Here is a 25,589-nt window from a genome sequence, read left to right on the forward strand (position 1 = left end):
ACCGAGCCATGCCCGCCATTCCTGCCAAGACAAAGAAACGTGCCAAGCGGGCCCCGCGCGGCCTCAATCGGGAACAGGCGCATGATCTGATGGCGAGGCTGGCCCAGGACCGCCCCGATCCGCGTACGGAGCTGGATTATACCAATCCCTACACGCTGCTGGTGGCCGTCGCGCTATCCGCCCAGGCCACGGATGTCGGGGTCAACAAGGCGACCAAACTCCTCTTCCAAGAGGCCGATACGCCCGAGAAGATGGTGGCGCTGGGCGAGGATCATGTCCGCGACCGGATCAAGACGATCGGATTGTTCCGCAACAAGGCCAAGAATGTCATCGCGCTTTCACACCAGCTGATCGACAAGCATGACGGCGCGGTGCCGGCCGACCAGGCCGCCCTGGAAGCCTTGCCGGGCGTCGGTCGCAAGACTGCCAATGTGGTGATGAATGAGGCTTTCGGCGTGCCGACCATTGCCGTCGACACCCATATCTTCCGGGTCTCCAACCGCACCAGGCTGGCGCCGGGCAAGGATCCTCTGGCTGTCGAATTGCGCCTCGAGAAGATCATGCCCGACGAATTCCGCCAGGGCGCCCATCACTGGCTGATCCTGCATGGCCGCTATCTCTGCAAGGCCCGCAAGCCAGAATGCTGGCGCTGCCCCGTCGAGGATATCTGCCAGTTCAAGGACAAGACCCCGGCACCAAAAGGCGCGTGACCCAGGCCCTTTGGCACCGCACGCGCGAGGCGCCGGCGAGAGAGGGAGGAGAACGGGATGTCGGCCAATGCCGATAACCGGTTGATTTGAATAACGTGACATCGCCGACATCCCGTTCGCGGAGGTTTCCCGGGCTGTCTCCACCCCGATTCCAATGCGACAGGTAGATGGGGTCGGTCGTTTAGTGCCCCGCGACCTGGTCGCACGCCCTGCCGGAGTGTCGGGCTGTCATCCCCGCACGCGGACAGGCTCCGCACGCTTCCGGGCACAAGTGACTGAGCTCGCGCCTCCCGTCCCGAAAACCGAGGGCAGTATCCCATGGCCCGGCCGGGGGGAGGACAAGTTTGGTGATTTTCCGGGTGAGAGGCCTTTTCTGCCGCCCCGGGGAGAGAGCCAGGATGAGGAGTAAGGTCCTGTACCAGCGAGGAAAAATTTCCGTCATCCGGCCCTGGGCCACCTTTTCCCCAAGGAGAAGGAAGGATGGCCGAAACGGGGATAAGCGGTTTGACGGTGGGTGGAGGCGCGGGTGAAAGAAAGGCCGGGCCCGCCGATTTTCCGGGCGCCTAGGCTGGACTCGCTGACCTGTCCCACTCATCCCGGCCGGCGATACCCAGCGGCCTTGGAAGTCGATGAAGCGCTTCATGGGCGGCGTACCAGAGAATGATGTAACCCTTCAGCGTCACCGCGAACATCAGCCAGGTGATCGGATGTGACAGACCGACCACGAAGGCTTGCTGGATCGAGAAATTCAGCAGGAAGCTGGTCCAGATAATGTTGAAGAGCTGTAGGCCCAGAAGGCTGGCCAGGGACGACCAGACATACTGCCCCCAGGAAAGCTTCCGTGACCCGCGCAAATGCAGAATGATCACCCCGCCCCAGGCCGGCGGGAACAACAGGATGATATAGAAGAAGGGGTCCCATTTTCCGGTTCCCCAACACTGCCCGAAATTGCACCGGCCCTCAGGCGAGAACGTCACCTCGCCAAGGGCGACAAGGGCGAGCGGCAAAGCCGCGACCGGCGCCATCCAGACGATCACAATCAACCAACGGAAGAATCGGGCAAACACGGTCATATCCCCCCTGGATGTGACGAATGGATGCACGGAATCCTGTCGATGTCCCACCCAAGCCGCAAGAGGGACTGCGGCCCTGGTCTTCTCCCCAAGACTAGCCCAGCAGCGCCTCAAGCGCCTCGGCAAATACCGCCCCGATCTGCGGGCCCTGTTCGGGATAGAGATAGGGCTCGATGAGTTCGATCTCGATCAGGGCCAGCTTGCCATCCAGACCGCGCAGCATGTCGACGCGGGCATAGAGGAGGTCGCCCTCGATACAATCGAGGACGGAGCGTGCCAGAGCGAGCTCTTGGGGGCTCGGCGTATGAATTTCCTCATGCCCGCCATATTCCGACTGGACGCGGTAATCACCTTTGGCCGGAATCTTCCGGGCGCAATGCGAGAATTCGCGGTTGAAAAAGAGGAAGGCGTATTCGCCCTCTTCGCCGACAGCCGGCAGGAAGGGCTGTATCATGCACTCGGCCGGCGGCAGGTCCGCGGCTGCCGGGAGCGCCTCGCCCCGACGAATACGAGCCTGGCGCCAGGCACCAGCACCCAGAACCGGCTTCACCACGACATCACCGGCCCCCAGCGTATCGAAGGCCGCTGCGATGGTCTGTGCGTTGGCGGCATCAGCCCAGATCGTCGGAATCATCGGCGCACCGCGATCGGCCAGGTCCTTGAGATAGGTCTTGCGGCTGTTCCAGCGCACTTGCTCAAGCGGATTGAGCAATCGGCTCTCGCGATCACAGCGCTCGAGGGTCGCCATGAAGGCGTCCGGCTTTTCCATATAATCCCAGCACGTGCCGATCATGACCGCGTCGAATGGCGCGGGATCAAAGTCGGGCGCATCCCAAATAACCGGCTCGAGATCGATGCCACGCTGGGCACAGGCCGGCTGAAGCGCGGCAATTTCAAGCTCATATTCCCAATAGTCCTTGCGGGCATCGGGATGGTCGCGAAGCATGCAGCTCGCTGTCAGAAAAGCGATCCGGGTCATGAGGGGCTGGCTAGCCGGAGCGGATCGTGACGGCAAGCCTTGTTCTCGACGGGCGCTGCGTTTAACCCTGCCATTCTTGCCAGCCGAAATGGATTATACCGATGTCCGATGCCCGTTTTGACGTGCTTGCCGTGGGCAATGCCATTGTCGACGTTCTCTCGCCCGCCACCGACGCCTTCCTGGCCGCCGAGGGCATCGCCAAGGACGCCATGACACTGATCGATGAGGATCGGGCCCGTACGCTGTATGAGCGCATGCAGCCTGGCAAGGAAGCTTCGGGCGGCTCGGCAGCAAATACCGTGGCCGGCATCGCCTCACTGGGCGGCAAGGCCGCTTATATCGGCAAGGTCGCAGACGATCAGCTGGGCGAGATTTTCACCCATGATATCCGCACGGTTGGCGTCCATTTCGACACGCCGCCGCTGAAGACCGGTCCGGCAACCGCGCGCTGCCTGATCAATGTCACAGCGGATGCGGCACGCTCCATGTCGACCTTCCTGGGCGCGGCCGCCCTGGTGACCGAGGAAGACGTCGAGGCCGGTGCCGCAGCCCTTCAAGCCTCTGAAATCATCTATCTGGAAGGCTACCTCTTCGATCGCGAGGAAGCCAAGCGCGGCTATGTGGCCGCCGCCGAAATGGCCGCTGCCCACAAGCGCCGCACCGCCCTGACCCTGTCCGACCTGTTTTGCGTGGAACGTCACCGGGCAGCATTCCGCCACCTGGTCGCCAATCATATCGACATCCTTCTGGCCAATGAGGCCGAGATCAAGGCGCTCTACGAAACCGAGGATTTCGACACGGCCATGGCCCAGGCCCGCGAGGACGTCGCCGTGGTGGCCGTCACGCGCTCGGAAAAGGGCGCCGTCATTGCCCGCGGCGCAGACATGGTCACGGTCGCCGCAGAACCGGTTTCCAAACTGGTCGACACCACCGGCGCCGGCGATCTCTTTGCCGCCGGCTTCCTGCTCGGTCTGGCCCGGGATCGGCCCCTCGCCGAAGCGGGTAGAATGGGAGCGATCTGTGCCGCGGAAATCATCTCGCACTATGGCGCGAGACCCGAAACGGGGTTGAAGTCACTCGCGGAGTCCGGCGGGATCACCTTTGAATAAAGGTATTCAGGGCATTTGCCTAAAAACTTAACGATTTAACTCCGGCACTTTAACCACAATTCAAGTGGTTGCTGAGATGCTTGTCACTGAGAACGGGTGAGTAGCGATATTCATCCGGAGTTTGGTGGCGATTGCGCGACCTCACGGGGGGCGCGTTTAGGGGTTAATATGGCACCCATCCGCAAAGCGGTTGCTCGAGTCATGCGCTCGCTGGTGATGAAGTTCACGCTTCTGACCGGCGCGTTGATCTTTGCGACAACACTCATGCTGATGACGCTGGAAAGCGTGTCCGCCCAACGCGAGACGCGAAACCTCCTCATCGAGCGTTCGGTGGCCACACTGCAGGCCTCGGCCAGCCGGCTCGCCATTCCCGTTTCCACAAATGACGTGACCCATGTCGACCAGTATATCGAAGAACTGATCAACTCGATCGGCGCGTCCCAGCTCTACGTGCTGAACAATCGCCGTGAAGTCCTCGGTGAAGCCTATGGGGATGAGCGCGAGCAGGGTCAGCTCCGCGCTGCCGACATCGCCGTCATGTCACTCGGCGCCGGCGATCTTCGCTATGATCTCCATGAAGGTCTGCTTGAGGTTTCGGCTCCGGTCTACACCCAGTCGCGCCGCCTGGTTGGCGTCGTCTACATGCAGCAGCCGCTGGTCGAACTCGCCGCATCACGCAATGCCGCAATCCAGCGCCAGACCCTGATTGCCTTGTTCGCTCTGGGTATTTTCCTGCCGCTGGCTGCGCTGATTGTCGGCCGTGCCCTGCGCCCTGTTCAGACCCTGACCGATGCCGCTCGCCTCGCCTCGTCGAAGAATCTCGACATGCGCATCAAGGTGAAGACTGGCGACGAGCTGGAAGTTCTCGCGAACGCATTCAATCGCATGTTCGCGCGCCTCGACGGCAATCTGAAGCGCATACATCGCCTCGCCTATGTGGATCTGGTCACCGAGCTGCCGAACCGCGAACGCTTCCGCAAGGAAACGGAGCGCGTGGCCCGCAAATCGCTGGAAGTCGGCTCCTCGGGTGCCGTGCTCTTCCTGGACCTTGACCGTTTCAAGCGCGTCAATGACTCGCTGGGCATCGGCGAAGGCGACCGCCTGCTGGAAATGGTCGGACGTCGCCTCTCCGAAGTCACGCGTGGCTGTGACCTTGCTGCCGGCAATGTCGAGGACCCGTCAATGGTGGCCCGCCTGGGTGGAGACGAGTTCACCGTGCTACTGCCCAGTATCGAGGACAGCGCCGACGCGGCGCGCGTCGCCAACAAGCTGGTCGATGCAATCCGTCTGCCCTTCGAGATCTCCGGCCACCAGGTCTTCCTCGGTGTGTCGATCGGGGTCGCGGTCTTCCCGCAGGACGGAGCGGATCCGGAGACACTGATGCGCCATGCCGACCTCGCCATGGCCCACGCCAAGCGCGCCGGTGGATCGTCCGCACAATTCTTCGAACCGAGCATGAACCAGTCCGCTTTCGAGCGCCTGGTGCTGGAAAATGAACTGCGCGATGCCGTCGCCCAGGACCAGTTGGTCGTCTTCTACCAGCCCAAGGTCCTCATGAAGGACGGCGCTTGCGCGGGGGCCGAGGCGCTCGTGCGCTGGCAGCATCCGACCGCCGGACTTCTGTCACCAGGCGCCTTCATCGAGGCCGCCGAGGAATGTGGACTGATCGGTGAGATCGGTGACTGGGTCCTGCGTGCCGCCTGCCGCGAAGCCGCCGCCTGGCGTGAGCGTGGTCTTGAAATTCCGGTCGCGGTGAATGTCTCGGCGATGCAGTTTGATCGCGACGGTTTCTCGGACTCCGTGCTCGATGCCCTGGCCGCGGCCAATCTGCCGCCGCACCTGCTCGAACTCGAACTGACCGAATCCATCGCCATGGAAAACCCCGAGCGCGTGATTGAACAGGTTCAGCCGCTGCGCGACCGTGGCGTCAATTTCGCCATCGATGATTTCGGAACCGGTCACTCCTCGCTCGCCTATCTGACGCGCATGCCGTTTGACGTGTTCAAGATTGACCAGAGCTTCGTGCGCGACATGACCACCGATCATCATGCCCGCATCGTGGTCGAGACCATTCTGGCCATGGCCAAGTCGCTGAAGCTGGAGACCGTCGCCGAAGGCGTGGAAACGGCAGAGCAGTACGAGATGCTGCGCAGTCAGGGCGCGACCCTGGCCCAGGGCTTCCTGTTCGCCCGCCCGATGCCGGCAACCGACTTTGTCGCCTTTGCCTCGGACAGCTATTCCGACCGCGCCGTCAACGAATAATACGGGCAGTGTGGTCGGACATCCGGCAGCATGACCCCTTGATCCGCTCCGCGGTGTCGGCCACATCCTTGTGACGACATCATCCGGAGACCGGTCCATGACGCACGCTTCTTCCCCCGACTATGCCGATGCCAGCCTGTGGCGCGGCACCACGATCATCGCCGTGCGCAAGGATGGCCGCCTGGTCGTCGCGGGTGACGGTCAGGTCTCGATCGGACCGACGGTGATGAAGGGCAATGCCAAAAAGGTCCGCCGCCTTGCCGGGGGCGATGTGATTGCCGGTTTTGCCGGCGCGACGGCCGATGCCTTTGCCCTGTTCGAGCGTCTGGAAGGCAAGCTGGAACAATATCCCAAACAACTTGCCCGCGCCTGTGTCGAACTGGCCAAGGACTGGCGCACCGATCGCTATCTGCGCCGCCTTGAAGCCATGCTCATCGTCGGCGACAAGGATGCGACCTATCTGCTGACCGGGGCCGGGGATGTGCTGGAACCCGAAGACGGTGTGGTCGCGGTCGGATCCGGCGGCAATTTCGCCCTCTCGGCCGCGCGCGCCATCTACGAGTATGAGGCCGACCCGGAAATCATCGCCCGGAAGGCGATGGCGATTGCCGCCCGGATCTGTGTCTACACGAACGAGAATCTGACGATCGAAGAGATCAGCTAGATCATGGAACCGGGCACCACAAACCCGGCCAGGCAATGTCCGGCTCTCCGGATCGAGTCATGAAGGCGGGGTAGAGAGCGGTGATCCTCCACATTCTCGCGGCTCTTGGTCTGACCCAGGGTCTGGTCCTCGCGGCGGCGCTGTTTCGGGCCCGCAACCGCAACCCGGTGGGTTTCGCCGCTCTGCTGACAGCGTTGATCGCAGCGATGGCGATTGTCGTCGAAGAATGGATTGTCGAGAGCGGCGGCTGGCGGCAATTTCCCCATATCCTGCGCGCGACGACATGGATGCCCTACCTGATCGGGCCGGGCATCTGGTTGTTTGCCCGCTCCCTTGTCCGACCCTTCGAACTGCGCTGGTCTGCCCTGCACGCCCTCCCGGCCTTGCTGGCATTGGTCTATTTCCTGCCATTCTATGCGCTTTCCGGAGCGGACAAGATCGCCTTCGTTAACGCCACCCATTCCATACCGGTCGAAACGAGCCTGCTTGGCCTGACCAAAGCGGTCGCCCTGCTGGGCTATCTGATCGCCACGCTCTGGGTGCTCTGGCAACTGCCTCGCTCCACACTTGGCCGCTATGCATTCTGGTCGATCCTGGGCTTCCTCGCCTTCGTCCTTCTGGTCGCCGCCAGCTTTGCCACCGAGCACCTGGTCGACCGATTACCCGTGTCCTCCGACCTGCTTGCCACGATAGGGCTCGCCCTCTTCCTGTACAGTCTCTCGCTGGTTGTTCTGATCAATTGGCGCGCCTTCGCCTTCATCCCGAAAAGCGGCGTCCAAGCGTCGCCATCCCGGGTCAGAGAGGGCTTGCTGGATGCGGGAACAACCGAGCGGCTCTTTGCCGAGATCCGGGATGCGGTGACGCAATCGCGCCTGCACCGGGAGCCGCAATTGACGGTGTCCCGCCTTGCCGAGCTTACCGGTTTCCAACCGCACTACCTGTCCTATGTGATCAACGCGCAAACCGGACTCAATGTGAAGGCCTGGCTCAATACCTTGCGGGTCGAGGATGCCAAGCGACGCCTGGGCAGCGATCAGGATGAAACCATTCTCGCCATCGCGCTGTCCTGCGGATTCAATAGCAAGGCAGCCTTCAACCGGTCCTTCAAATCCGTGACAGGACAATCTCCAACCGAGTTTCGCACGTCTCACTTTGCAAAGTGAGGCGCTCGACGCACGCTTTGCGGCAAGAGTGCGGGGCCCAACCGGTCATGGAGTTCCCGATGCCCAATCTGCTGCGCCCACTCTTCCTTGCAACATTTGCCAGTCTCGCCTTGCCTGCGACCCTGAGGGCAGACCCGCCAGTCGTAAATCCGGTCATTCCATTTGAAGCGCCCTCACCGGAGGGCCGGATAGCCGGCGAAGTCCACCTATTGCCAGGTTCTGACCCGGAAACCGTCCTCGTCATCTCCGGCGGATCCGGGGTTGGCGTGCGCAGCGACACTTCTGCAGCGATCAATCTCTTCCTGAATGAAACAACCGCTGTCGCCATTTACGATCGCCGAGGGTTTGGCGACTCATCCGGGAGTTCGACGGTCCCCGATACGTCCAACAGCGCCTGGCTGATTCCCGCCCTTGGCGCGGACCTGGTCGCGATCACCGACCATCTTGATGAATTGGGCTATGACCGGATCGGGATTGTCGGCTCGAGCATGGGTGGATGGATCAATGCCGCGGCGGCGGCGCGCTCAGACTCGATTGACTTTGCCGTCAGCCTGGTTGGCGGTGCGAGCTCGGTTTCGGTCTCTGATACGTTCGACGCCCTGACCGATACGGGCCTGTCGATCGATGCCGCGCTTGAAATGACGCCAGGCCAGGCCGAGACGATCGGATATGACCCGGCTTGCGACCTGGCACATGCGTCCGTTCCGATGCTTTGGATTCTGGGCGAACGCGATGACAGCAACCCGTCAAGGCTCGATATCGAGGTGATTGAATCGCTCGCTTTGGCGGGGCAGCCCTATCAATACATTCTCGTTGAGCAGGCGGATCACAATTTCCTGAATGTGGAGACCGGTCAGGTGATGCTTGATTGGGTGCCGGACATGGCCCGTTTCACGGCGTCAGCGGGCCGGTGAGCATTGACCGCTATGACGCCGCCGCCAACGACCGGATCGGTATCTTCGCGGTTGATAACCCGAGGATCGCAGAGATCAGCGATCAGCGGGCGGACCTTTGCGCCAGAAGCGGAGCCGGTCCTGGTCGAAATAGCCTTCGCCCCAAAGCAGGATAAGCGCCAGCAAGAGTGCGAGTTGCAGGATCAGCATCGGGGCGAATGTTTCAACACCGGCAATGCCATTGAAGAGGCTGTTGAGCGTGAGCAGGAAGCTGTCGAGTCGGTATAGGAGGTAGGACAGGAAATAGACGGGCAGAACCCAGAAACTCCGGCGCCAGTGCAGCCAGACACTGACCAGCGCCAACAGGGTCGAGCTGAAGAAGGCGGCTTCCTGCCAGAATGAGAGCGACGCGAAGAAACTGTATGCGTCCCAGCCTTCGGTGCTGCGAGGCCAGAGCTCGAGGCGCACCATGATGTCCACGATGGCCCAGCCGGTCACGTAAGCCGCTTGGGCGAGCAATAACAGGATTGATATTCGCGCCAGCCATCGGACATAGGGCGTTTGGCCTTGAACGTTCGGCGTCATGCGGGCCCATCTCCTGCGAGGTCGACGATCGACCGTCGGCACAAGCTCAGCGTAGCGCGCCACCCCCCAAATTGCATCCCGAAACGTCGAGGATGGCATGATCTGGCCTGGATCAACCCGCACATGCCTCTGCTCACATGCGGGAGAGCTTGCGGGTCGCCCGTCGCCGGCTAGCGCGCAAAGACCTGTGCTTCGTCCCGAAACGTCTTGAATTCGAGCGCATTGCCGGATGGGTCCCGAACAAAGAAAGTGCCCTGCTCGCCAGGCTCGCCCTCGAACCGGACATAGGGATCTATGATAAAGTCCTGTCCGGCAGCCTTGAGGCGAGCGGCGAGGGCTTCCCAGTCGGCCCAATCGAGCAACAGCCCGAAATGGCGCACAGGGACCTGTTTGCCATCGACCGCACCCACGGCCGCGGCCTTGCATTCTTCCGGTGCCAAATGAGCCACAATCTGGTGTTCATGCAGGTCGAAGTCGACCCAGCTCGCACTCGACCGACCTTCACGACAGCCCAGAAGCTCCCCATAGAAATGCCGGGCCGCGGCCAGGTCATTGACCGGGAAGGCCAGGTGAAAACGCGGTCGGGTCATCGGTTTATGCCTTTCAGGACTGGTTTTGCGTATCGCCCCTGATTACATCAGGGGACCGCGCAAGCAATGCAAAGACAATAATGACCGATTTTTCTCCTCGCGAAATAGTCTCCGAACTCGACCGCTTCATCGTCGGACAGGGCGATGCCAAGAAAGCGGTCGCCATCGCCCTGCGCAATCGCTGGCGCCGGCGACAGCTGGACGAGACGCTGGCGGAGGAAGTCACGCCGAAGAATATCCTGATGATCGGGCCGACCGGTGTCGGCAAGACCGAGATTTCGCGCCGCTTGGCCAAACTGGCCGGCGCCCCCTTCATCAAGGTTGAGGCCACCAAATTCACCGAAGTCGGTTATGTCGGTCGCGACGTCGACCAGATCGCCCGCGACCTGGTGGAAATCGCCATTTCCATCGTGCGCGAGAAGAAGCGTGAAGATGTGAAAGCGAAAGCGCATGCCGCAGCCGAGAACCGGGTCGTCGATGCACTGGTCGGGCCCGGCGCCAGCGACGCTACCCGCGAAAGCTTCCGCAAACGCTTGCTGACCGGTGATCTGGACGACAAGGAAGTCGAGATCCAGTTGGCCGACAATGGCTCTCCCATGCAGATGATGGATATTCCAGGCATGCCGTCGGGCGGTGCCGGCGTGATCAATCTGGGGGATATCCTGGGCAAGGGCTTTGGCCAGAAGACCAAGACCGTGCGCATGAAGGTCAAGGATGCCTATGAACCGCTCATCAATGAGGAAGCCGACAAGCTGCTCGATGATGGCCAGATCACTGCCGACGCCATCAAGCTGGCGGAGAATGATGGCATCGTCTTTCTCGATGAGGTCGACAAGATCGCGGCGCGCGCCGATGCCCGCGGCGGCGATGTCTCCCGAGAAGGCGTGCAGCGCGACCTGCTGCCACTGATCGAGGGAACGACGGTCGCGACCAAGCATGGCGCGATCAAGACCGATCATATCCTCTTCATCGCGTCCGGCGCATTTCACGTCGCCAAGCCGTCGGACATGCTGCCGGAATTGCAGGGGCGTTTGCCGATCCGGGTTGAGCTTTCCGCGCTGACCGAAGCCGATCTCAAACGCATTCTGGTTGAGCCGGAAGCCAGCCTGATCAAACAATATGTGGCCCTGATGGGCACGGAAGGCGTGACATTGGATTTCACCGATGACGCGATCGACGCGCTTGCCGGCCTGGCGGCCGAGGTCAATGCCAGTGTCGAGAATATCGGTGCCCGGCGACTCCAGACCGTCATGGAGAAACTGGTCGAGGAAATATCCTTCTCCGCCTCTGATCGCTCCGGTGAATCCATCACGATCGATGCCGACTATGTCGCCGAGCATGTCGGCACACTCGCAAAGAATGCCGACCTGTCGAAATTCATTCTTTGACGAGCCGGGATCAGTCGCGGTTTCGCGTCCTGAGCGTGACATAAAAGGCGCCGCTCCCACCATGACGGGCATGGGATTTCGCGAATCCTGACACATACTGACTAAAATCGGAAAGGCCCAGCCATTCCGGTAGCTTGCGGCGCAAAACACCGGGCTCCTCGACCTGTTCCCATGGCGCGACATCGCGCTCGCGCGACTTGAAACCCTTGCCGGTGATGATCAAAACCGTGCGATAGCCGCTGGCGAAGGCCATTTGCAGGAAGTGACGCAAGGAGCGCAGGGCCTGGTCCTGGGTCAGGCCGTGCAGGTCGATCCGTCCATCAATATCCACCCGGCCGCGACGCACCCGCTTCTCGCCCGAGCGGTCATGCGGTACCGGTGGGTCATAGGCCGCCGGTGCGCGCGGCGTGGCCGGCAGGCGAAAACCGGTTTCATAGGCACGGGCAGCCGTGTCCATCTTGTCTTTCTTGGGCGCTGCGGATTTGGGCTCTGGCGCTTCCAACGCCGCCATACGGTCGTCTGACAGGGGTTTCACAGACTTGGCGACACGCGTCCACAAGGCGCGCTCTTCCGGCCGCATGGTGCGTTTGCGCGACATGGATCAGGCCGGCTCGGTGTCGGCGAAAAGGCGCGCGACGACCGTATGCGGCAAGAGCACGACCCAGCCAGCCTGGGCTCTAGTTGTACCGGCCCGACGCTCAGCCGTCTCACCCCAGCCCCAGAAGAAATCTCCGCGCAGCGGCCCGTTGATGGCTCCGCCGGAATCCTGCGACACGACGAGACCGTTCCAGCCTTCCAGTTCAGGCAGGTCAGCCGAAAGCCAGACTGGAACCCCATGCGCCATAACACCGGTATCAACCGCGATTGACGCCATCGGCGTCAGCGGCACACCGGCCGAGCCGCGCGGCCCCAGCGTCGGGTCATCCAGATTCTCGCTCTGAAAGAAAACATAGCGCGGATTGACGCCGAACAGTTCGGCTGTGGCGTCAGGGCCATTCTCGTTCAGCCAGGCTTCAATGCCCTGCTTGGACGCGGCATGGGCTTCCAGCTCGCCTCGATTGATCAGCTCGCGGCCGATGGAACGGTAGGGCAGCCCGTTATGGGCCGCGAAAGCCGCGCGTTCTTCATGTCCGTCGGCGAAGACGAGCCGGCCCGAGCCCTGGATCTGCAGAAAGAAAACATCAATAGGCCGGCCCCAGGCAAAGACCTCGCCGGCATTGCTTTCCTCGATCGTACTGCGGTCCTTGTACTCAACGAGCTGGCCATCACGGACTTCACCGACAATCCGGCGACCGGACAGGCTGTCATCGAACCGACCCAGATCCACGGTCACGAGATCATCCGGTCGACGACGAAGCGGCTGGGTAAAGCCGGGTTGGCGCGCACGACGCACTTCGACATAGGGCTCGTAATAGCCGGTCATAAGGCCGGTCTGGCGTGTTTCACCGGTCTCCGCCTCGCGGGCGAGCAGGCGCACCGGCGTAAAGACGGCTTCCAGACTGGCTCGGGCAGCGTCCACCCCCTCACGCGTCATGGCGGCGGCTGCACAGGCACCGCGCCAATCCTCAACCCGCCCGGCCCATTCCGCCCGCGGGTTGAGCGCATCAGTGTCGGCGCGACGGTCAAGCCGCTGACAGCTGCGTCGGAAGGCCTGCAGCGCAGGCGCCAGATCCTCCTCTTCCCAACCGCTCAGGTCGGTCCAGAGGACAGGTTGAAAATCAAGGGTTTCCGGGAGCTCAACGACCGGAACGTCCGGTTCGGGCTCGGGGTCCGGTGTCGTGGGCTGGCAGGCTGCCAGCAATACGACACCGATCAGGCCGAGACGATCAAACCGCCGCAACACGGGTCAGTACCCAATTGGGATTGCCGGTATCGGTGCGACGTTCGAACACCCAGTCTTCAGTGACAGTCGAGAGATGGCCCAGATCACCCGCAATGACGGCCTCGTCAGCATCCCTGGTTTCCGTCGCGATCTCGGCCACGAAGCGCACCTTGATGCGCGCAGTCTCACTCTCGAGACTGGCCTCGGTGATTTCGGCAGAACGAATGCGCTCGATCTCGGTCCGTACCGTCTCACCACGATCCGCCCGCTGGTCGATCGCAGTCGTGTATCGATCGAGAACCTTGGCGGCCAGGAGCGGCTCAAGGGTCTTGCGGTCACCCGCGGAAAAGGCCTCGACAATCATCGTATAAGCGCTGCGTGCGCCGTCGACGAAAGCGTTCGGGTCAAAGCGCGTGTCAGCCGCTGCGATGGCTTCCAGCCCCGCAGCTGCCGGCCCTTCAAAGGCGGGGCGCAGTCCCGGCGTTCGGCCGGCATCGCCGGTCTTTGCCACTTCCTCCGGAGGCGTCGGAGCCTCCATGTGACCTTCCCGGCGCCCCAGAACCGTATAGAGACGATAAGCGAAGAAGATCGCGACCACACCGCTGAGAAGTGTCCAGATATCCATACGGCCCGCTACACCTTTGCTGCGCTGACAAGCCCGGGCGCCACGCGCCAAAGCCTCGTTCCTTTCCTTGATATAGGCCCTATTTGCCCGGTCGTCAGCCTCTTCGCTGTGGTCTTGCCAGCTTGCCGCTGGACTGTGGCCATGCTAACGGGCGCGCTCTCATTGACCCGGCCGCCCACGGCCAGCCGTTTACAGACCCATCCGGGGAGTTCCATGACCGACGCACCCAACATGCCCGCCGACGACGCGGCCGCCCAACAGCCGCAGCTGCGCGTCCTTGCGCAATACGTGAAGGACCTCTCCTTCGAAAATCCGGGCGCTCCCGACACCCTGCGTCCAGGCCAGGCAACCCCGGCGATTGATCTGGGCATCGATGTCCAGGCTCGCGCGGTTGGCGAAGACACCTATGAAGTTGTTCTGACCGTGAATGCCAAGGCAAGCCGTGAGGAGACCGTGGTCTTCATCGCCGAGCTCGCCTATGCCGGCCTCTTCCAGCTCGCCAATGTGCAGGATGCCGAGCGCGAGCCCTTCTTGCTGATCGAATGTCCGCGCCTGATCTTCCCGTTTGCGCGCCGCGTGCTCGGCGACACCACGCGTGACGGCAATTTCCCGCCCCTCATGCTGGATCCGGTCGATTTTGCGGGCCTGTACCGCGCCCAGCTGGCCAAGCGTGCTGCCGCTGTTCCGGGTTCGGAAGGCAATAGCAATGGCAATGGCGATCCGGCCGCCGCAAACTAGGACTGACCGATCCGTACGGTCCTATTGAAACGAGAGTTTCTTCCAGAGCGCGTCATCGCCCATCTCGTCAACAAAGGCGTCATGGGCGGCGCGCTCTGACTCTGTCTGGCCCCGGTTCAACGCAATTGGACGCGGCGACCGGGTGGGGAATTCGACCGCATTACTGGTCGCTGAACCCTTGCCGCTGAGATCCAGCGCCCGCGTCCGCCCCCCCATGAGCTCGAGATAAACTTCTGCCAGAAGCAGGGAGTCGATCAGCGCACCGTGCTTGTCACGCGTGTCGAGCGAGATATCGAAACGCTTGCAGAGCGCGTCCAGCGAGACGTAGGAGCCGGGGAATTTCGCCCGGGCGATCCGGGCCGTGTCCTTGAACCGGTCATCGGCGTAGATATCCATCCCCAGGCGCGCCAGCTCCATATTGATGAACCCGCGGTCAAACGGCGCATTGTGGGCAACCAGGGTTGCATCACCGACGAAGGCCACAAAATCCGGCCCGACCTCATCGAACAACGGCTTGTCGGACAGGAATTCCGTGGTCAGTCCGGTAATGTCGACCACTTCCTTGGGCACGGAACGCTGCGGATTCACATAGGCGTGGAACGTCTTCCCGGTAGGGATATAGTCGATCACCTCGACCGCGCCCAATTCGGTGATGCGATCACCGGTATTGGGATCAAGCCCGGTGGTTTCGGTATCGAAGACTATTTCGCGCATTCCGGCCGCCCCGCCTGAGTTTGCTGCCATCAAGAACTGGCTTTGGTCGCTCGGGCTTTCAGTGCCTTAACGATTTCAGCCACTTGTTGCCTCGCATCGGGAATTCCGCCCGACGTCTCAACACTATAATCCGCCCGTTCCAGCTTGATCGAATCGTCCAGCTGTCGCGCGATTATGGCGTTCAGCTTGGCCTCGGTCATGCCCGGTCGCTGCATCACGCGCGCGCGTCTCACCGCCTCGGGTGCATGAACGACAATCACCGCATCGACCCGCTTCTCGCCGCCAGTTTCAAACAGGAGAGGCACGTCAAACACCAATATGTCATGCCCCGAGGCCGTTTCATCGGCGATAAAGGCCTCCCGCGCCGCGCTGACAAGCGGGTGCACGATCTCTTCGAGAAGCTCGAACCCGTCCGGATCCGCCTTCAGGGCCTCGGACAAGCGGCCACGATCAATCGCGCCATCAACAACAACCCCCGGAAAGGCCCGCCCGACCGGTTCGACAGCAGCTCCGCCGGGCGCATACAACGCATGAACAGCAGCATCGGAGTCAAAGACCGGAAGACCGGCCTCTCGCAGCAATTGCGCGGTGGCGGATTTGCCCATCCCAATGGAACCGGTGAGGCCGATACGCAGCATCACGACGGCTCCAGATGCCGGATGAGTTGTCCGCGCAGATCCGGCAATTGCGGCACCGGCTGGCCATAGAAGGCCTGAAAACTCGGCCGGGCCTGGCCAATCAGCATGTCGAGTCCGTCAATCGCGGTCAGACCGCGTTCCGCAGCGCCGGCCAGAAAGCCTGTCTTCAAAGGCGTATAGACACTGTCAAAGACAACGCTACCCGGGCTGACCCGGTCCCAGTCGAGAGACAATTCATTGCGCCCCTTGAGGCCAAGCGACGTCGCGTTGACGATCAAGGTGCGATCAGAAAGCACATCATTGCGCGCCTCCCAGGGAATGAGGCTGGCACCAGGCGCAAGGTCGCGCGCCAATCCCTCGGCCCGCGGCAGATTGCGATTGCAAATGGCCAGGTCTGAGACCCCGACTGTCAGGAGTGCATAGACGAGGGCGCGGGCAGCCCCACCGGCGCCGACAACCAGCACTTTGGCTTTGTCATAATTGATATTTGCGGGTTCCAAAGCGTAGAGAAAGCCGGCGATATCCGTGTTGTCCGCGTGGATTTTGCCGCCGCTCATTGTCAGGAGGTTCGCCGCGCCGACGGCCCGGGCTGCCGCGGCGGCACTATCGGCCAGATCCAGAGCCGCTTCCTTGTGCGGCAAGGTCACATTCAGCCCGACACAGCCAGCACTTGCCAGACCCGATACGGCTCGGTCGAAATGCTCCGGCGCGATTGGAAAAGGGACGTATTGCGCATCCAGGCCGGCAGCATCGATCCAGAGTCCCATCAGGATGGGGGAAAGGGAATGGCTGACCGGATCACCGGTTACGCCAGCAAGCCGGGCGGCGCCGGTGGTGATCATCGAGCCAAGACCCCTTCATCACGCAGCACCTTTGTCAGGGGCAGAAGCGGTAAACCAAGAATGGCGTAATAATCACCCTCAACGCGTTCAAACAATTGCGCACCGAGACCTTCATAAGCATAGGCACCCACGCTCTTGGTCAGGGCATCGCCTGCTTCGGCCAGATAGTGCGCCAGGAATTCATCCGAAAAATCGCGGACATGGATGGTTGATGTCTGCTGGTGCGTCCAGACAGGCTTGCCATCGCACAGCAAGGCTAGGCCTGAATGAAGACAATGAGGTCGACCCCGCATGCGACGCAAACGATCCGGCGCCAGCGCTGCATCGGGAAGCTTGTCCAGGAGCTCGCCGTCAAGCTCCATGGTCTGATCGGCGCCGAGAACCAGACCGTCAGGATGGGCCAGCGAAACCGGCCGGGCTTTCGCCTCCGCCAGGCAAAGCGCCATATCGCGCGGGGACAAGTCGGATCGTTCGGCCTTGATCACACTCTCATCCACATCTGACTTGATAATGGAAAAGGGGATATGGGCCTGCGAGAGTATATCGGCGCGGATCTGGCTGCCGGACGCGAGAATGAAGCGGGTCATGCCGTCATGTTCCGCTTTTCCATCAGAAGATTGATGATCTTCGCAGCCGTTTCCTCGATCGAGCGTCGCGTGACGTCAATCGTCGGCCATTTGTGTTTTGCATACAGACGCTTGGCGTAGAGGATTTCTTCGCGAACAGCGAAATCATCAATGTAATTGGTGTCGCGGTCCTCATTCAGGCTGAGCAGGCGATTGCGACGGATCTGGACAATCCGCTCCGGCGAAGCGGACAGGCCAACAACCAGCGGATTGCGCAGATTGAAGATGTCGGGCGGCAGCGGCACTCCCTTGACCAAGGGGATGTTGGCTGCGCGATAGCCGCGATGGGCGAGATAGACGCTGGTCGGTGTCTTTGATGTGCGGCTGACGCCCAGAAGCACGATGTCGGCTCCCTCAAAATCATCACCCTGGCCATCATCATGAGCCATCGCGTAATTCAGGGCATCAATCCGGCGATAATAGTCGGCGTCCAGGGAGCGCTGGGCACCGGCACGGCTGGCGACCGGGCGTCCGAGATAAGAGCTCAATGTCGCCAGCATGGGATCCAGGATCGCGATCGCCGGTACGCCAAGCTCGACACACCGGGTCTCCAGCTCACGGCGCAGATCAGCATTGACGATCGTGTACATGACAACACCGGGATAGGCCGCTACCTCGTCGAGAACCCGATCGAGCTGCCTGGACGAACGCACCAATGCGTAGAGATGTTCGAGCGGACTCGTTCCTTCGAACTGGGCAACCGAGGCCCGCATGACTTCCATCAGCGTTTCGCCTGTGGAGTCGGAAACCATGTGAATATGGAAACAGGTGTCGAAGGGAGAATTCAGGGGGGGCATGAGGCCGGTCACCGGGTTCGCGTTTACCAATTGTTAATAAGTTGGGCTGTTTTCCCCAGCGCCGCAATCGGCAGCGACAAGCTGTGAGTAGTACCCGGTCTTACCATGAACAACCCACAGCCCTGTCCACAGTCTCCGTGAGCGTGGAAATGGCTGTGGATCATCCGAGAGGAGATCGACGGGACATGATCGTTTTTCCACTGTCATTCCACATTCGTGATAACTCTCATCTTCCTGGAAGATATCACTGATTCCGATTATGCCCATCCAGCTACCTGCAGGCTTGTGGATGGATAACTCGCGTGCCGGATAACCGGAAAAGCGGGTAGAACCGCATTCATCCACGTCTTCCACGCCCCAACAATCTTCTACAATCAATATATTCTTTTTAGAGAGATGAAGGCGACAGATTGATCCGTTGAGAAGAGATGCCTAAGCAGGGCGGATGAATGACATGATTGAAAAACCACTCCTTCGCGTACTCGCCGGTGAAACCGTCAGCCCGCCACCTGTCTGGCTCATGCGCCAGGCTGGCCGGTATCTCGCTGAATATCGGGAAGTTCGCTCTCGGGCGAAGAACTTCATCGATTTCTGTTTCTCTCCGGATCTGGCAGCAGAAGTGACTCTGCAGCCTATCCGCCGGTTCGGTTTCGATGCAGCGATCCTCTTTGCCGACATCCTGCTGGTACCGATCGCGCTGGGTCGGAAAGTCTGGTTCGTGACCGGTGAAGGTCCGAAGCTCGAACCCTTCAACGTGCTCGACTACGAAACGCTCACTCTCAATCAGACCGAAGCCGTGCTCTCTCCGATCGGTGAGACGCTCAAACAGGTTGTGCCGCAGCTTCCTGGCCAGACCACCATGATCGGTTTTGCGGGCTCCCCCTGGACCGTCGCGACCTATATGGTCGAGGGCGGCGGGTCGAAGGACCGGTTCAAGACCCGTGTCGCTGCCTGGGAGCATCCCGAAGCCTTTGACGGCATGATGGACCGGATTGCCGATGTTACCGCGGAATACCTGGTCATGCAGGCGCGGTGCGGGGCCGAAGTCCTCAAACTCTTCGACAGCTGGGCTGAAGGTCTGCCTGAACCTCTGTTCGAGCGTGTTATCATCCGACCGACCCGGCGTATCATTGATGCGGTGCGCGCCGCGGGAGTAGATGTTCCCATCATCGGCTTTCCGCGCGGCGCCGGGACGCTCTATCCCCGCTATGCCCGGGAAACCGGAGTAACGGCGATAGCGGTCGATACGGGTGTTGACCCGGCGTGGATCCAGTCCGTTCTTCCCGAGGGCATGCCGGTCCAGGGTCATCTTGATCCGGCCGCATTGCGCGCCGGCGGAGCCGCTTTGAACAGTGAGGTCGATCGCTTGCTGGATAGTTGGGTCGGTCGGCCCCATATCTTCAATCTCGGCCATGGCATCACACCGGATGTGCCCGTTGCCCATGTTGAACAATTGCTGGCGCGAATCCGCAACCGCGCCTGATCTGCCTGAGCTGAAGGAGCCAAGGGTGAGTGAAGCGCGCAAGAAACTGGCAGTTGTCCTCTTCAATCTCGGCGGACCGGACGGACCGGAATCGGTGCGCCCCTTCTTGCGCAATCTGTTTCGGGATCCAGCCATTATCCAGGCTCCCGGCCTGATCCGCGAAGCGCTGGCCCTGTTCATTTCGACGGTTCGGACCAAGGAAGCCCAGGCGAATTATGCCAAGATGGGCGGCGGCTCCCCGCTTTTGCCCGCAACCATCCGTCAGGCCAATGCGCTGGCTGATAGCCTGGCACCCCAATGGCCCGATTTTGACGTGCGGGTCTGGCCGGCGATGCGCTACTGGCATCCGTTTACCGAGGATGTTGCTGATGAGGTGAAAGCTTGGGAGCCGGATGAGACGGTGCTCCTGCCGCTCTACCCACATTTCTCGACCACGACGACGGGTTCTTCACTGGGGGCCTGGCGCAAGGCGGGCGGGCCGGAAACCCGAGCCTTGTGCTGCTATCCGACCGAGGCCGCCTTTATCGATGCGCATGCGGCGCTGATCCGCAAAACCTGGGAGAAATCAGGTCGACCGGAGAATGCGCGCCTGCTTTTTTCCGCTCATGGCCTGCCCAAGAAAATCATTGATGCCGGCGACCCTTATCAGTGGCAGGTCGAGCAGACTGTGGCGGCGGTGATGAAACAATTGCCGGACTTTCCGGACCACCAGATTTGTTATCAGAGCCGGGTGGGCCCGCTGGAGTGGATTGGCCCGTCAACCGAGGATGCGATCGAGAAGGCTGCCAAGGACGGTAAATCCATTCTTCTGACGCCGATCGCCTTTGTGTCCGAGCATATCGAAACGCTGGTGGAGCTGGATGAGGAATATGCGGAAATCGCGGAAGAACTGGGGATCGAAACCTATGTGCGCGTTCCCGCATTGGGCAATGACCCGGTCTTCATAGAAGGCCTGGCCAGCATGGTCGGGCAGGCATTGAATGGCCCGGCCGGGCTGCGATCCGAGGCCGGAGAGCGAATTTGTCCAGCTGACTGTTCAGCCTGTCCGTGCAAGTCTGCAGCCTGATCTGATCAATTCGGGCCAGGACCGAGTACGCCATGCTGATTGCCGCTTATGACTGGTTGCGCGCCTTCCATATCCTCGCGGTCATCGCCTGGATGGCTGGTTTGCTCTATCTGCCACGACTTTATGTCTATCATTGCGAGGCCATACCGGGCGGCGAACTGGATACGACGCTGAAACTCCAGGAACGGCGTCTTTTGAAAGTCATCATGAACCCGGCCATGATCGTCGCGTGGCTGTTTGGCTTGGCCTTGGTCTGGGCCAACATGGAACGAGCCGGTGGATGGTCGGTTTTCCTGCACTGGGGCTGGTTGGTGAAATTTCTTCTGGTCTTCGCGATGACCGGGCTTCACCACGTGTTTTCCGCTCGGTTCAAGCGCTTCGAGGCTGGCACCAATGATTGGCCCCACAAACGCTATCGCATCCTGAATGAAATCCCGTTTGTGTTCGCGATAGCGATCGTTTTGATCGCTGTTGTGGCTTTGGCCTGAGGCTCTGCTTGCGGAAGTCTGGATCAAGCCGCGCTTGACGACCCTGACCCTGCATGGCAAGGGTTTCTCGACTCCTTTTTCAGGATCCCTCCTTCGTGACGTGAGACGCGTGAACCACAGCGCGCCCGTCTGCTCCACAATTCTCGGGTTACCTCCGCTCTGGCGGCACCCGGTCTGCCTGATCGCGCAAGGTTCGTTCCGAACCGGCGCTTCTGTTTGAGCTGATAGTAAAACCATGACCGACGAAACCATCCTACCTGTGCCTGCCCTGCTTGAAGGTGTGGAGCGCATGACGCTCCAGGGCCTCAAGGAAAAGAAGCCGACCGAGCTGTTGGAGTTCGCTGAGGCGCTCGAGATCGAGAATGCGTCTTCCCTGCGCAAGCAAGGCATGATGTTTGCCATTCTCAAGGCTCTCGCCGAGCGGGATGTCGAAATTCATGGCGGTGGCGTCCTGGAAGTTTTGCAGGATGGTTTCGGTTTCCTCCGTTCCCCGGAATCCAATTACCTCGCTGGTCCGGATGATATCTATGTGTCGCCGACCCAGATCCGGAAATTCGGTTTGCGAACGGGTGACACGGTTGAAGGCGAAATTCGCAGCCCACGTGACGGTGAACGGTATTTCGCCCTGCTCAAAGTGTCCGCGATCAATTTTCAGGACCCGGAGTCAGCGCGCCACAAGGTTCATTTCGACAATCTCACGCCGCTCTATCCCGAAAGCCGCTTCAACATGGAGTTGGCCGATCCGACCGTGAAGGATCGCTCCGGTCGGGTGATCGATATTGTCTCGCCGCTCGGAAAGGGCCAGCGAGGCCTGATCGTGGCGCCGCCGCGGACCGGTAAGACCGTTCTCCTGCAGAACATCGCCCACGCGATCGAGAGCAATCATCCGGATTGTTACTTGATGGTTCTGCTGATCGATGAGCGGCCGGAAGAAGTCACTGACATGCAGCGGACCGTGAAGGGTGAGGTCATCTCCTCTACCTTTGACGAGCCGGCAACGCGCCATGTCCAGGTTGCTGAAATGGTGATCGAAAAAGCCAAGCGTCTGGTCGAGCATGGCCGTGACGTCGTTATTCTGCTGGACTCGATCACGCGTCTCGGCCGCGCCTACAACACCGTGGTTCCGTCCTCGGGCAAGGTTTTGACCGGTGGTGTTGATGCCAATGCACTCCAGCGCCCGAAACGCTTCTTTGGCGCTGCGCGAAATATCGAGCATGGTGGCTCGTTGACCATTATCGCGACCGCTTTGATCGATACCGGTTCGCGGATGGATGAAGTCATTTTCGAAGAGTTCAAGGGCACGGGTAACTCGGAAGTCGTCCTCGATCGGAAAGTGGCAGACAAGCGTGTCTTCCCGGCGATCGACATTCTCAAATCCGGCACGCGGAAAGAAGAACTCCTGGTCGATAAGGGTCAGTTGCAGAAAATGTACGTCCTGCGCCGTATCCTCAACCCGATGGGCGCCCAGGATGCGATCGAGTTCCTGCTCGACAAACTGCGCCAGACCAAGACCAATGACGAGTTCTTCGACTCGATGAACACGTAGCAGCGACGAACGCGATCAGGGAGCCAGTATGCTGGCTCCCGTCGTCTTTCTGCCCTCCAGATCGATGTGGGCCTGAACGGCGTCTTTCAACGCATAGCGCTGGTTGATCTGTATCGTCAGCGCCCCGCGCGCCACTGCGTCAAAGACATCAGCCGTATTTGCCGCCAGGGCTTCATCGCTTGCAACATAGTGAGCGAGCGAAGGCCGCGTGACATAGACCGACCCCTTCTGTGTCAGAATACCAAGATCGATACCGGTCACCGCTCCGGATGCATTGCCGAAACTGGCCAGCAATCCGCGCGGCTGCAGGCAATCGAGCGAAATCTCGAACGTATCTCGCCCGACGCCGTCATAGACGACGGGAACGCCGCGGCCATCGGTGATTTCGCGGACTCGCGATGCGATGTTTTCCTGCGATGAATTGATCATGTGGGTTGCACCCATCGAGAGGGCCAGCTCGCATTTTTCCGACGTGCTGGCGGTTCCGATCAGGGTTACGCCCAGATCGCGAGCCCATTGGCACATCAACAAGCCGACGCCACCCGCTGCAGCATGAAAGAGAATCGTGTCGCCAGGTTTGACCGGATAGGTCTCCTTGAGGAGATAGCGAGCTGTCATGCCTTTCAGCATGATGGCTGCAGCTTGCTCCAGCGAGACGGCGTCGGGAATGCGCGCCAGACGGCCTGCCGGGACGATGTTGAATTCGGCATAAGCGCCAATCGGGCCGTTTCCATAGGCGACCCGGTCGCCGATCGCGAATTGGGTTACCCCGTCACCTATGGCATCGACATGGCCGGCGGCTTCCAGTCCGATCCCGCATGGCAGGGGGACGGGATAGAGGCCTGACCGGTGATAGGTGTCGATATAATTCACGCCGATCGCTCCATGGCGGACCCGAACCTGACCTGCGCCGGGTTCTGCAATCTCCACGGATTCGAGCTGCATGACGGAGGGACCACCGGTCTGGTGGATGCGGATGGCCTGGTTCATCGGTTTCGCCTCATCTCGTTGATTGCGTGTCTATCATGGGTGCGGATCATGGCGACCGGCTAGGTCCGGCATTGATCTATCCGGGCCTGTAATGCATCCGGCCCACCCAGTGCCGAGACAGCGGCGTCGACATTGTCGATGGACAAAAGCTCGACGCCGGCTTCCGCCGCTTCGAGATAGGGTGTGGCACTTCCGTCCTCACGTCGAAACAGGCCGACGGATGTCTCCAGCCCGCGACCGGCCAGTTCGGCGTCACGGGCCGGAGTCAGGGCGCCGGTACCGAGCCAGATATAGCTGGCATCCAGATTGACACCGGAGGCCCTCAAAGCGTCCGGTTCGTCGGGAACCGACAGGACAAGGCCGGGATCCAGTGCGTGGATCGCAGCCGCATCCTCGACCGAGTAGGCGATAATGGCGACGTGATCGCGGGCATTGTTTGCGGCGACCAGCGCGACAATCTCGGCTGGCGTGACGGATTTGAGGTCGAGATTGAGAACCAGGCCTGTTTCCCGGGCCAGCGCGAAGACAGCTTCCAGGCGGGGTATGGTCTGGTCGGTGAGATCGCCATTGCTGTCGAGCAAGCGCTCGCTTGAAAGTTCGGACCAGACCCGCCCCCCTGGATCGCCTCTACCCGTTGTGGTGCGCTCGAGCGTGTCGTCATGAAGCAGGTAATAAACGCCGTCTGCCGTGCGGCGGACATCGATCTCGGCATAAAGCACACCATTGTCCACGAGGCGCTGCAAGCTGGACAGGGCGTTTTCCGGATAGCCGGGGGCCGGTCCGCCCCGGTGGGCCGCCAGCATGGCAAAGCCGTTCTCCCGGAAACAGGTCAGGGCTGAGGCCTGGGCTGATAACTCGGTATCGGGCGCCGGACTGGCCGGGTTGCAGGCGCCAAGAAAGAGGAGGAGGACGGGCAGGGTTCTGAGCATTTCAAGGTCCGGGTTGCGGGGTCAGTGTCAGTTGAACCTGTATGGAGGACATTCGACATTTCCTGATGGTCGGCGTCCAATTGTCAGGCTTCAATGGCAATCAATCAGAAGAATGATCGGCTTGTCGATCATCGGGGAGAGAATATCATGGTCGATACATCACCACTTCGTCTCTATCACGCGCCTCGGACCCGTTCAGTGCGGGTCCGCTGGTTGCTTGAGGAAATGGGGCTACCCTACTCACTCGAAACGGTCGCCTTTGCCAAGCGGCCAGCCGGGGACGAGCGTTATGGCGAAATCCATCCGCTGAGGAAGGTCCCGGCGCTTGAGGATAACGGTCGGGTCATGTTCGAATCCGTCGCCATCCTTCAGTACATTATGGGCCGCTACGGGCCGACTGACCTGGATGTTCGGCCGGATGAGACGGATTATGACCTCTATCTGCAATGGCTGCATTTCGGTGAGAGCGGGATGATCATGCCGGTCTCTCTTTTGCTGGCCCACACCATGCTTCTGCCGGAAAAAGTGCGGAATCCGGGTATCGCCGCGTCCGCGCGGGCGGACACGACAAAAGCCCTGACCATGCTGGCTGAACACGGATTGAAGGGGCGGGACTACCTCGCCGGTGATCGTTTCACTGCTGCTGATATCTCGGTCGGCTACATGCTCTTCCTGTTGAAAATCATCAAACAATTCGATGAGGCGCCGGCAGCGGTAAAAGACTATTTCGCGCGGATCACGGCCAGGCCGAGCTGGGCGATCGCAAGTGCGACCGACTGAAGGTCTGCCAAGCGGACGAAAAAAAGCGGTTCATGGATCGGTTGAAAGGGGGCCTGTCCATGAACCGCCCAGATTCCGGCCGGACTTCG

The 25,589-nt window shown here is 60.9% G+C and carries 27 protein-coding genes; 13 read left to right on the forward strand and 14 right to left on the reverse strand.

Translation table 11 applies throughout. The annotated features are described in order from the left end of the window. Positions 1–8: 8 nt before the first annotated feature. On the forward strand, positions 9–710 hold the full coding sequence (nth, locus tag JXQ94_RS14625; protein ID WP_421924514.1) for an endonuclease III: 702 nt from the start codon (positions 9–11) through the stop codon (positions 708–710). A 563-nt stretch (positions 711–1,273) separates the two neighbouring features. On the opposite strand, the gene JXQ94_RS14630 is transcribed toward nth, so the two are convergent. Beyond that, positions 1,274–1,753, reverse strand: coding sequence for a hypothetical protein (locus JXQ94_RS14630; RefSeq protein WP_421924515.1), 480 nt, complete (start codon positions 1,751–1,753; stop codon positions 1,274–1,276). A 124-nt stretch (positions 1,754–1,877) separates the two neighbouring features. Continuing rightward, complete coding sequence (locus JXQ94_RS14635) at positions 1,878–2,762, reverse strand: ATP-grasp domain-containing protein (RefSeq protein WP_421924516.1); 885 nt, start codon at positions 2,760–2,762, stop codon at positions 1,878–1,880. A gap of 101 nt (positions 2,763–2,863) precedes the next feature. On the opposite strand from JXQ94_RS14635, the gene JXQ94_RS14640 reads away from it, so the two are divergent. The 5 genes from JXQ94_RS14640 (at position 2,864) to JXQ94_RS14660 (ending at position 8,874) form a co-directional block, all read left to right on the forward strand. Further along, the gene (locus JXQ94_RS14640) at positions 2,864–3,871 is read left to right on the forward strand and encodes an adenosine kinase (RefSeq protein WP_421924517.1); all 1,008 of its coding nucleotides are present in this window, start codon (positions 2,864–2,866) and stop codon (positions 3,869–3,871) included. A 168-nt stretch (positions 3,872–4,039) separates the two neighbouring features. Continuing rightward, a complete protein-coding gene (locus tag JXQ94_RS14645) occupies positions 4,040–6,133 on the forward strand; it encodes a putative bifunctional diguanylate cyclase/phosphodiesterase (RefSeq protein WP_421924518.1) in 2,094 nt (697 codons plus the stop codon). A gap of 97 nt (positions 6,134–6,230) precedes the next feature. Further along, the gene (gene hslV / locus JXQ94_RS14650; protein WP_295691795.1) at positions 6,231–6,797 is read left to right on the forward strand and encodes an ATP-dependent protease subunit HslV; all 567 of its coding nucleotides are present in this window, start codon (positions 6,231–6,233) and stop codon (positions 6,795–6,797) included. 80 nt (positions 6,798–6,877) lie between these two features. Beyond that, positions 6,878–7,960: a helix-turn-helix domain-containing protein gene (locus JXQ94_RS14655; RefSeq protein ID WP_421924519.1), complete on the forward strand. Its 1,083-nt coding sequence runs from the start codon at positions 6,878–6,880 to the stop codon at positions 7,958–7,960. Positions 7,961–8,019: 59 nt separating this feature from the next. Continuing rightward, on the forward strand, positions 8,020–8,874 hold the full coding sequence (locus JXQ94_RS14660; RefSeq protein WP_421924520.1) for an alpha/beta hydrolase family protein: 855 nt from the start codon (positions 8,020–8,022) through the stop codon (positions 8,872–8,874). Between the two features lie 75 nt (positions 8,875–8,949). On the opposite strand, the gene JXQ94_RS14665 is transcribed toward JXQ94_RS14660, so the two are convergent. Both JXQ94_RS14665 and JXQ94_RS14670 read right to left on the reverse strand, forming a co-directional pair. Then, positions 8,950–9,438 (reverse strand): hypothetical protein, encoded by a 489-nt coding sequence (locus JXQ94_RS14665; protein ID WP_421924521.1) that lies wholly within the window; start codon positions 9,436–9,438, stop codon positions 8,950–8,952. Between the two features lie 170 nt (positions 9,439–9,608). Continuing rightward, a complete protein-coding gene (locus JXQ94_RS14670) occupies positions 9,609–10,028 on the reverse strand; it encodes a VOC family protein (protein ID WP_421924522.1) in 420 nt (139 codons plus the stop codon). 80 nt (positions 10,029–10,108) lie between these two features. Here JXQ94_RS14670 and hslU point away from each other — a divergent pair, with 80 nt between their 5' ends. Continuing rightward, positions 10,109–11,416, forward strand: coding sequence for an ATP-dependent protease ATPase subunit HslU (gene hslU / locus JXQ94_RS14675; RefSeq protein ID WP_421924523.1), 1,308 nt, complete (start codon positions 10,109–10,111; stop codon positions 11,414–11,416). A gap of 10 nt (positions 11,417–11,426) precedes the next feature. On the opposite strand, the gene JXQ94_RS14680 is transcribed toward hslU, so the two are convergent. From JXQ94_RS14680 to JXQ94_RS14690, 3 genes are read right to left on the reverse strand one after another with little or no spacing between them, the layout of a single operon-like run. After that, positions 11,427–12,014 (reverse strand): Smr/MutS family protein, encoded by a 588-nt coding sequence (locus JXQ94_RS14680; RefSeq protein WP_421924524.1) that lies wholly within the window; start codon positions 12,012–12,014, stop codon positions 11,427–11,429. A 3-nt stretch (positions 12,015–12,017) separates the two neighbouring features. Beyond that, positions 12,018–13,259 carry a murein transglycosylase A gene (locus JXQ94_RS14685; RefSeq protein WP_421924525.1) on the reverse strand — a complete coding sequence of 414 codons (1,242 nt, stop codon included), beginning with the start codon at positions 13,257–13,259 and terminating at the stop codon, positions 12,018–12,020. Continuing rightward, entirely contained in the window at positions 13,243–13,863 is a 621-nt protein-coding gene (locus JXQ94_RS14690) for a Tim44/TimA family putative adaptor protein (RefSeq protein WP_421924526.1), read from the reverse strand. The genes JXQ94_RS14685 and JXQ94_RS14690 overlap by 17 nt, the downstream gene beginning before the upstream one ends. A 213-nt stretch (positions 13,864–14,076) precedes the next feature. On the opposite strand from JXQ94_RS14690, the gene secB reads away from it, so the two are divergent. Beyond that, positions 14,077–14,601 (forward strand): protein-export chaperone SecB, encoded by a 525-nt coding sequence (gene secB, locus JXQ94_RS14695; RefSeq protein ID WP_295691782.1) that lies wholly within the window; start codon positions 14,077–14,079, stop codon positions 14,599–14,601. A gap of 21 nt (positions 14,602–14,622) precedes the next feature. On the opposite strand, the gene dnaQ is transcribed toward secB, so the two are convergent. From dnaQ to JXQ94_RS14720, 5 genes are read right to left on the reverse strand one after another with little or no spacing between them, the layout of a single operon-like run. After that, the gene (gene dnaQ, locus JXQ94_RS14700) at positions 14,623–15,315 is read right to left on the reverse strand and encodes a DNA polymerase III subunit epsilon (protein ID WP_421924527.1); all 693 of its coding nucleotides are present in this window, start codon (positions 15,313–15,315) and stop codon (positions 14,623–14,625) included. 29 nt (positions 15,316–15,344) lie between these two features. Continuing rightward, positions 15,345–15,953 carry a dephospho-CoA kinase gene (coaE, locus tag JXQ94_RS14705; RefSeq protein WP_421924528.1) on the reverse strand — a complete coding sequence of 203 codons (609 nt, stop codon included), beginning with the start codon at positions 15,951–15,953 and terminating at the stop codon, positions 15,345–15,347. Beyond that, complete coding sequence (aroE, locus tag JXQ94_RS14710) at positions 15,953–16,795, reverse strand: shikimate dehydrogenase (RefSeq protein WP_421924529.1); 843 nt, start codon at positions 16,793–16,795, stop codon at positions 15,953–15,955. Before aroE ends, coaE begins: the two co-directional genes overlap by 1 nt. Next, positions 16,792–17,382 carry a Maf family protein gene (locus tag JXQ94_RS14715; protein WP_421924530.1) on the reverse strand — a complete coding sequence of 197 codons (591 nt, stop codon included), beginning with the start codon at positions 17,380–17,382 and terminating at the stop codon, positions 16,792–16,794. The genes aroE and JXQ94_RS14715 overlap by 4 nt, the downstream gene beginning before the upstream one ends. Further along, positions 17,379–18,218, reverse strand: a complete 840-nt coding sequence (locus tag JXQ94_RS14720; protein ID WP_421924531.1) for a pyruvate, water dikinase regulatory protein — start codon at positions 18,216–18,218, stop codon at positions 17,379–17,381. Before JXQ94_RS14720 ends, JXQ94_RS14715 begins: the two co-directional genes overlap by 4 nt. A gap of 445 nt (positions 18,219–18,663) precedes the next feature. Here JXQ94_RS14720 and hemE point away from each other — a divergent pair, with 445 nt between their 5' ends. From hemE to rho, 4 genes are all read left to right on the forward strand, one after another. Next, complete coding sequence (gene hemE / locus JXQ94_RS14725) at positions 18,664–19,701, forward strand: uroporphyrinogen decarboxylase (protein WP_421924532.1); 1,038 nt, start codon at positions 18,664–18,666, stop codon at positions 19,699–19,701. A 25-nt stretch (positions 19,702–19,726) separates the two neighbouring features. Further along, positions 19,727–20,767 carry a ferrochelatase gene (gene hemH / locus JXQ94_RS14730; RefSeq protein ID WP_421924533.1) on the forward strand — a complete coding sequence of 347 codons (1,041 nt, stop codon included), beginning with the start codon at positions 19,727–19,729 and terminating at the stop codon, positions 20,765–20,767. A 32-nt stretch (positions 20,768–20,799) separates the two neighbouring features. Beyond that, positions 20,800–21,255 carry a CopD family protein gene (locus tag JXQ94_RS14735; protein WP_421924534.1) on the forward strand — a complete coding sequence of 152 codons (456 nt, stop codon included), beginning with the start codon at positions 20,800–20,802 and terminating at the stop codon, positions 21,253–21,255. A gap of 235 nt (positions 21,256–21,490) precedes the next feature. Next, positions 21,491–22,801, forward strand: coding sequence for a transcription termination factor Rho (gene rho / locus JXQ94_RS14740; protein WP_421924535.1), 1,311 nt, complete (start codon positions 21,491–21,493; stop codon positions 22,799–22,801). A gap of 15 nt (positions 22,802–22,816) precedes the next feature. On the opposite strand, the gene JXQ94_RS14745 is transcribed toward rho, so the two are convergent. After that, a complete protein-coding gene (locus JXQ94_RS14745) occupies positions 22,817–23,791 on the reverse strand; it encodes a quinone oxidoreductase family protein (protein ID WP_421924536.1) in 975 nt (324 codons plus the stop codon). A 59-nt stretch (positions 23,792–23,850) separates the two neighbouring features. Continuing rightward, entirely contained in the window at positions 23,851–24,720 is an 870-nt protein-coding gene (locus tag JXQ94_RS14750; protein WP_421924537.1) for a glycerophosphodiester phosphodiesterase family protein, read from the reverse strand. 147 nt (positions 24,721–24,867) lie between these two features. On the opposite strand from JXQ94_RS14750, the gene JXQ94_RS14755 reads away from it, so the two are divergent. Beyond that, complete coding sequence (locus tag JXQ94_RS14755) at positions 24,868–25,500, forward strand: glutathione S-transferase family protein (protein WP_421924538.1); 633 nt, start codon at positions 24,868–24,870, stop codon at positions 25,498–25,500. The last annotated feature ends 89 nt before the right edge of the window (positions 25,501–25,589 follow it).

The organism is Maricaulis maris, from assembly GCF_049116555.1.
In the GTDB taxonomy this organism is placed as follows: Bacteria; Pseudomonadota; Alphaproteobacteria; order Caulobacterales; family Maricaulaceae; genus Maricaulis; species Maricaulis maris_C.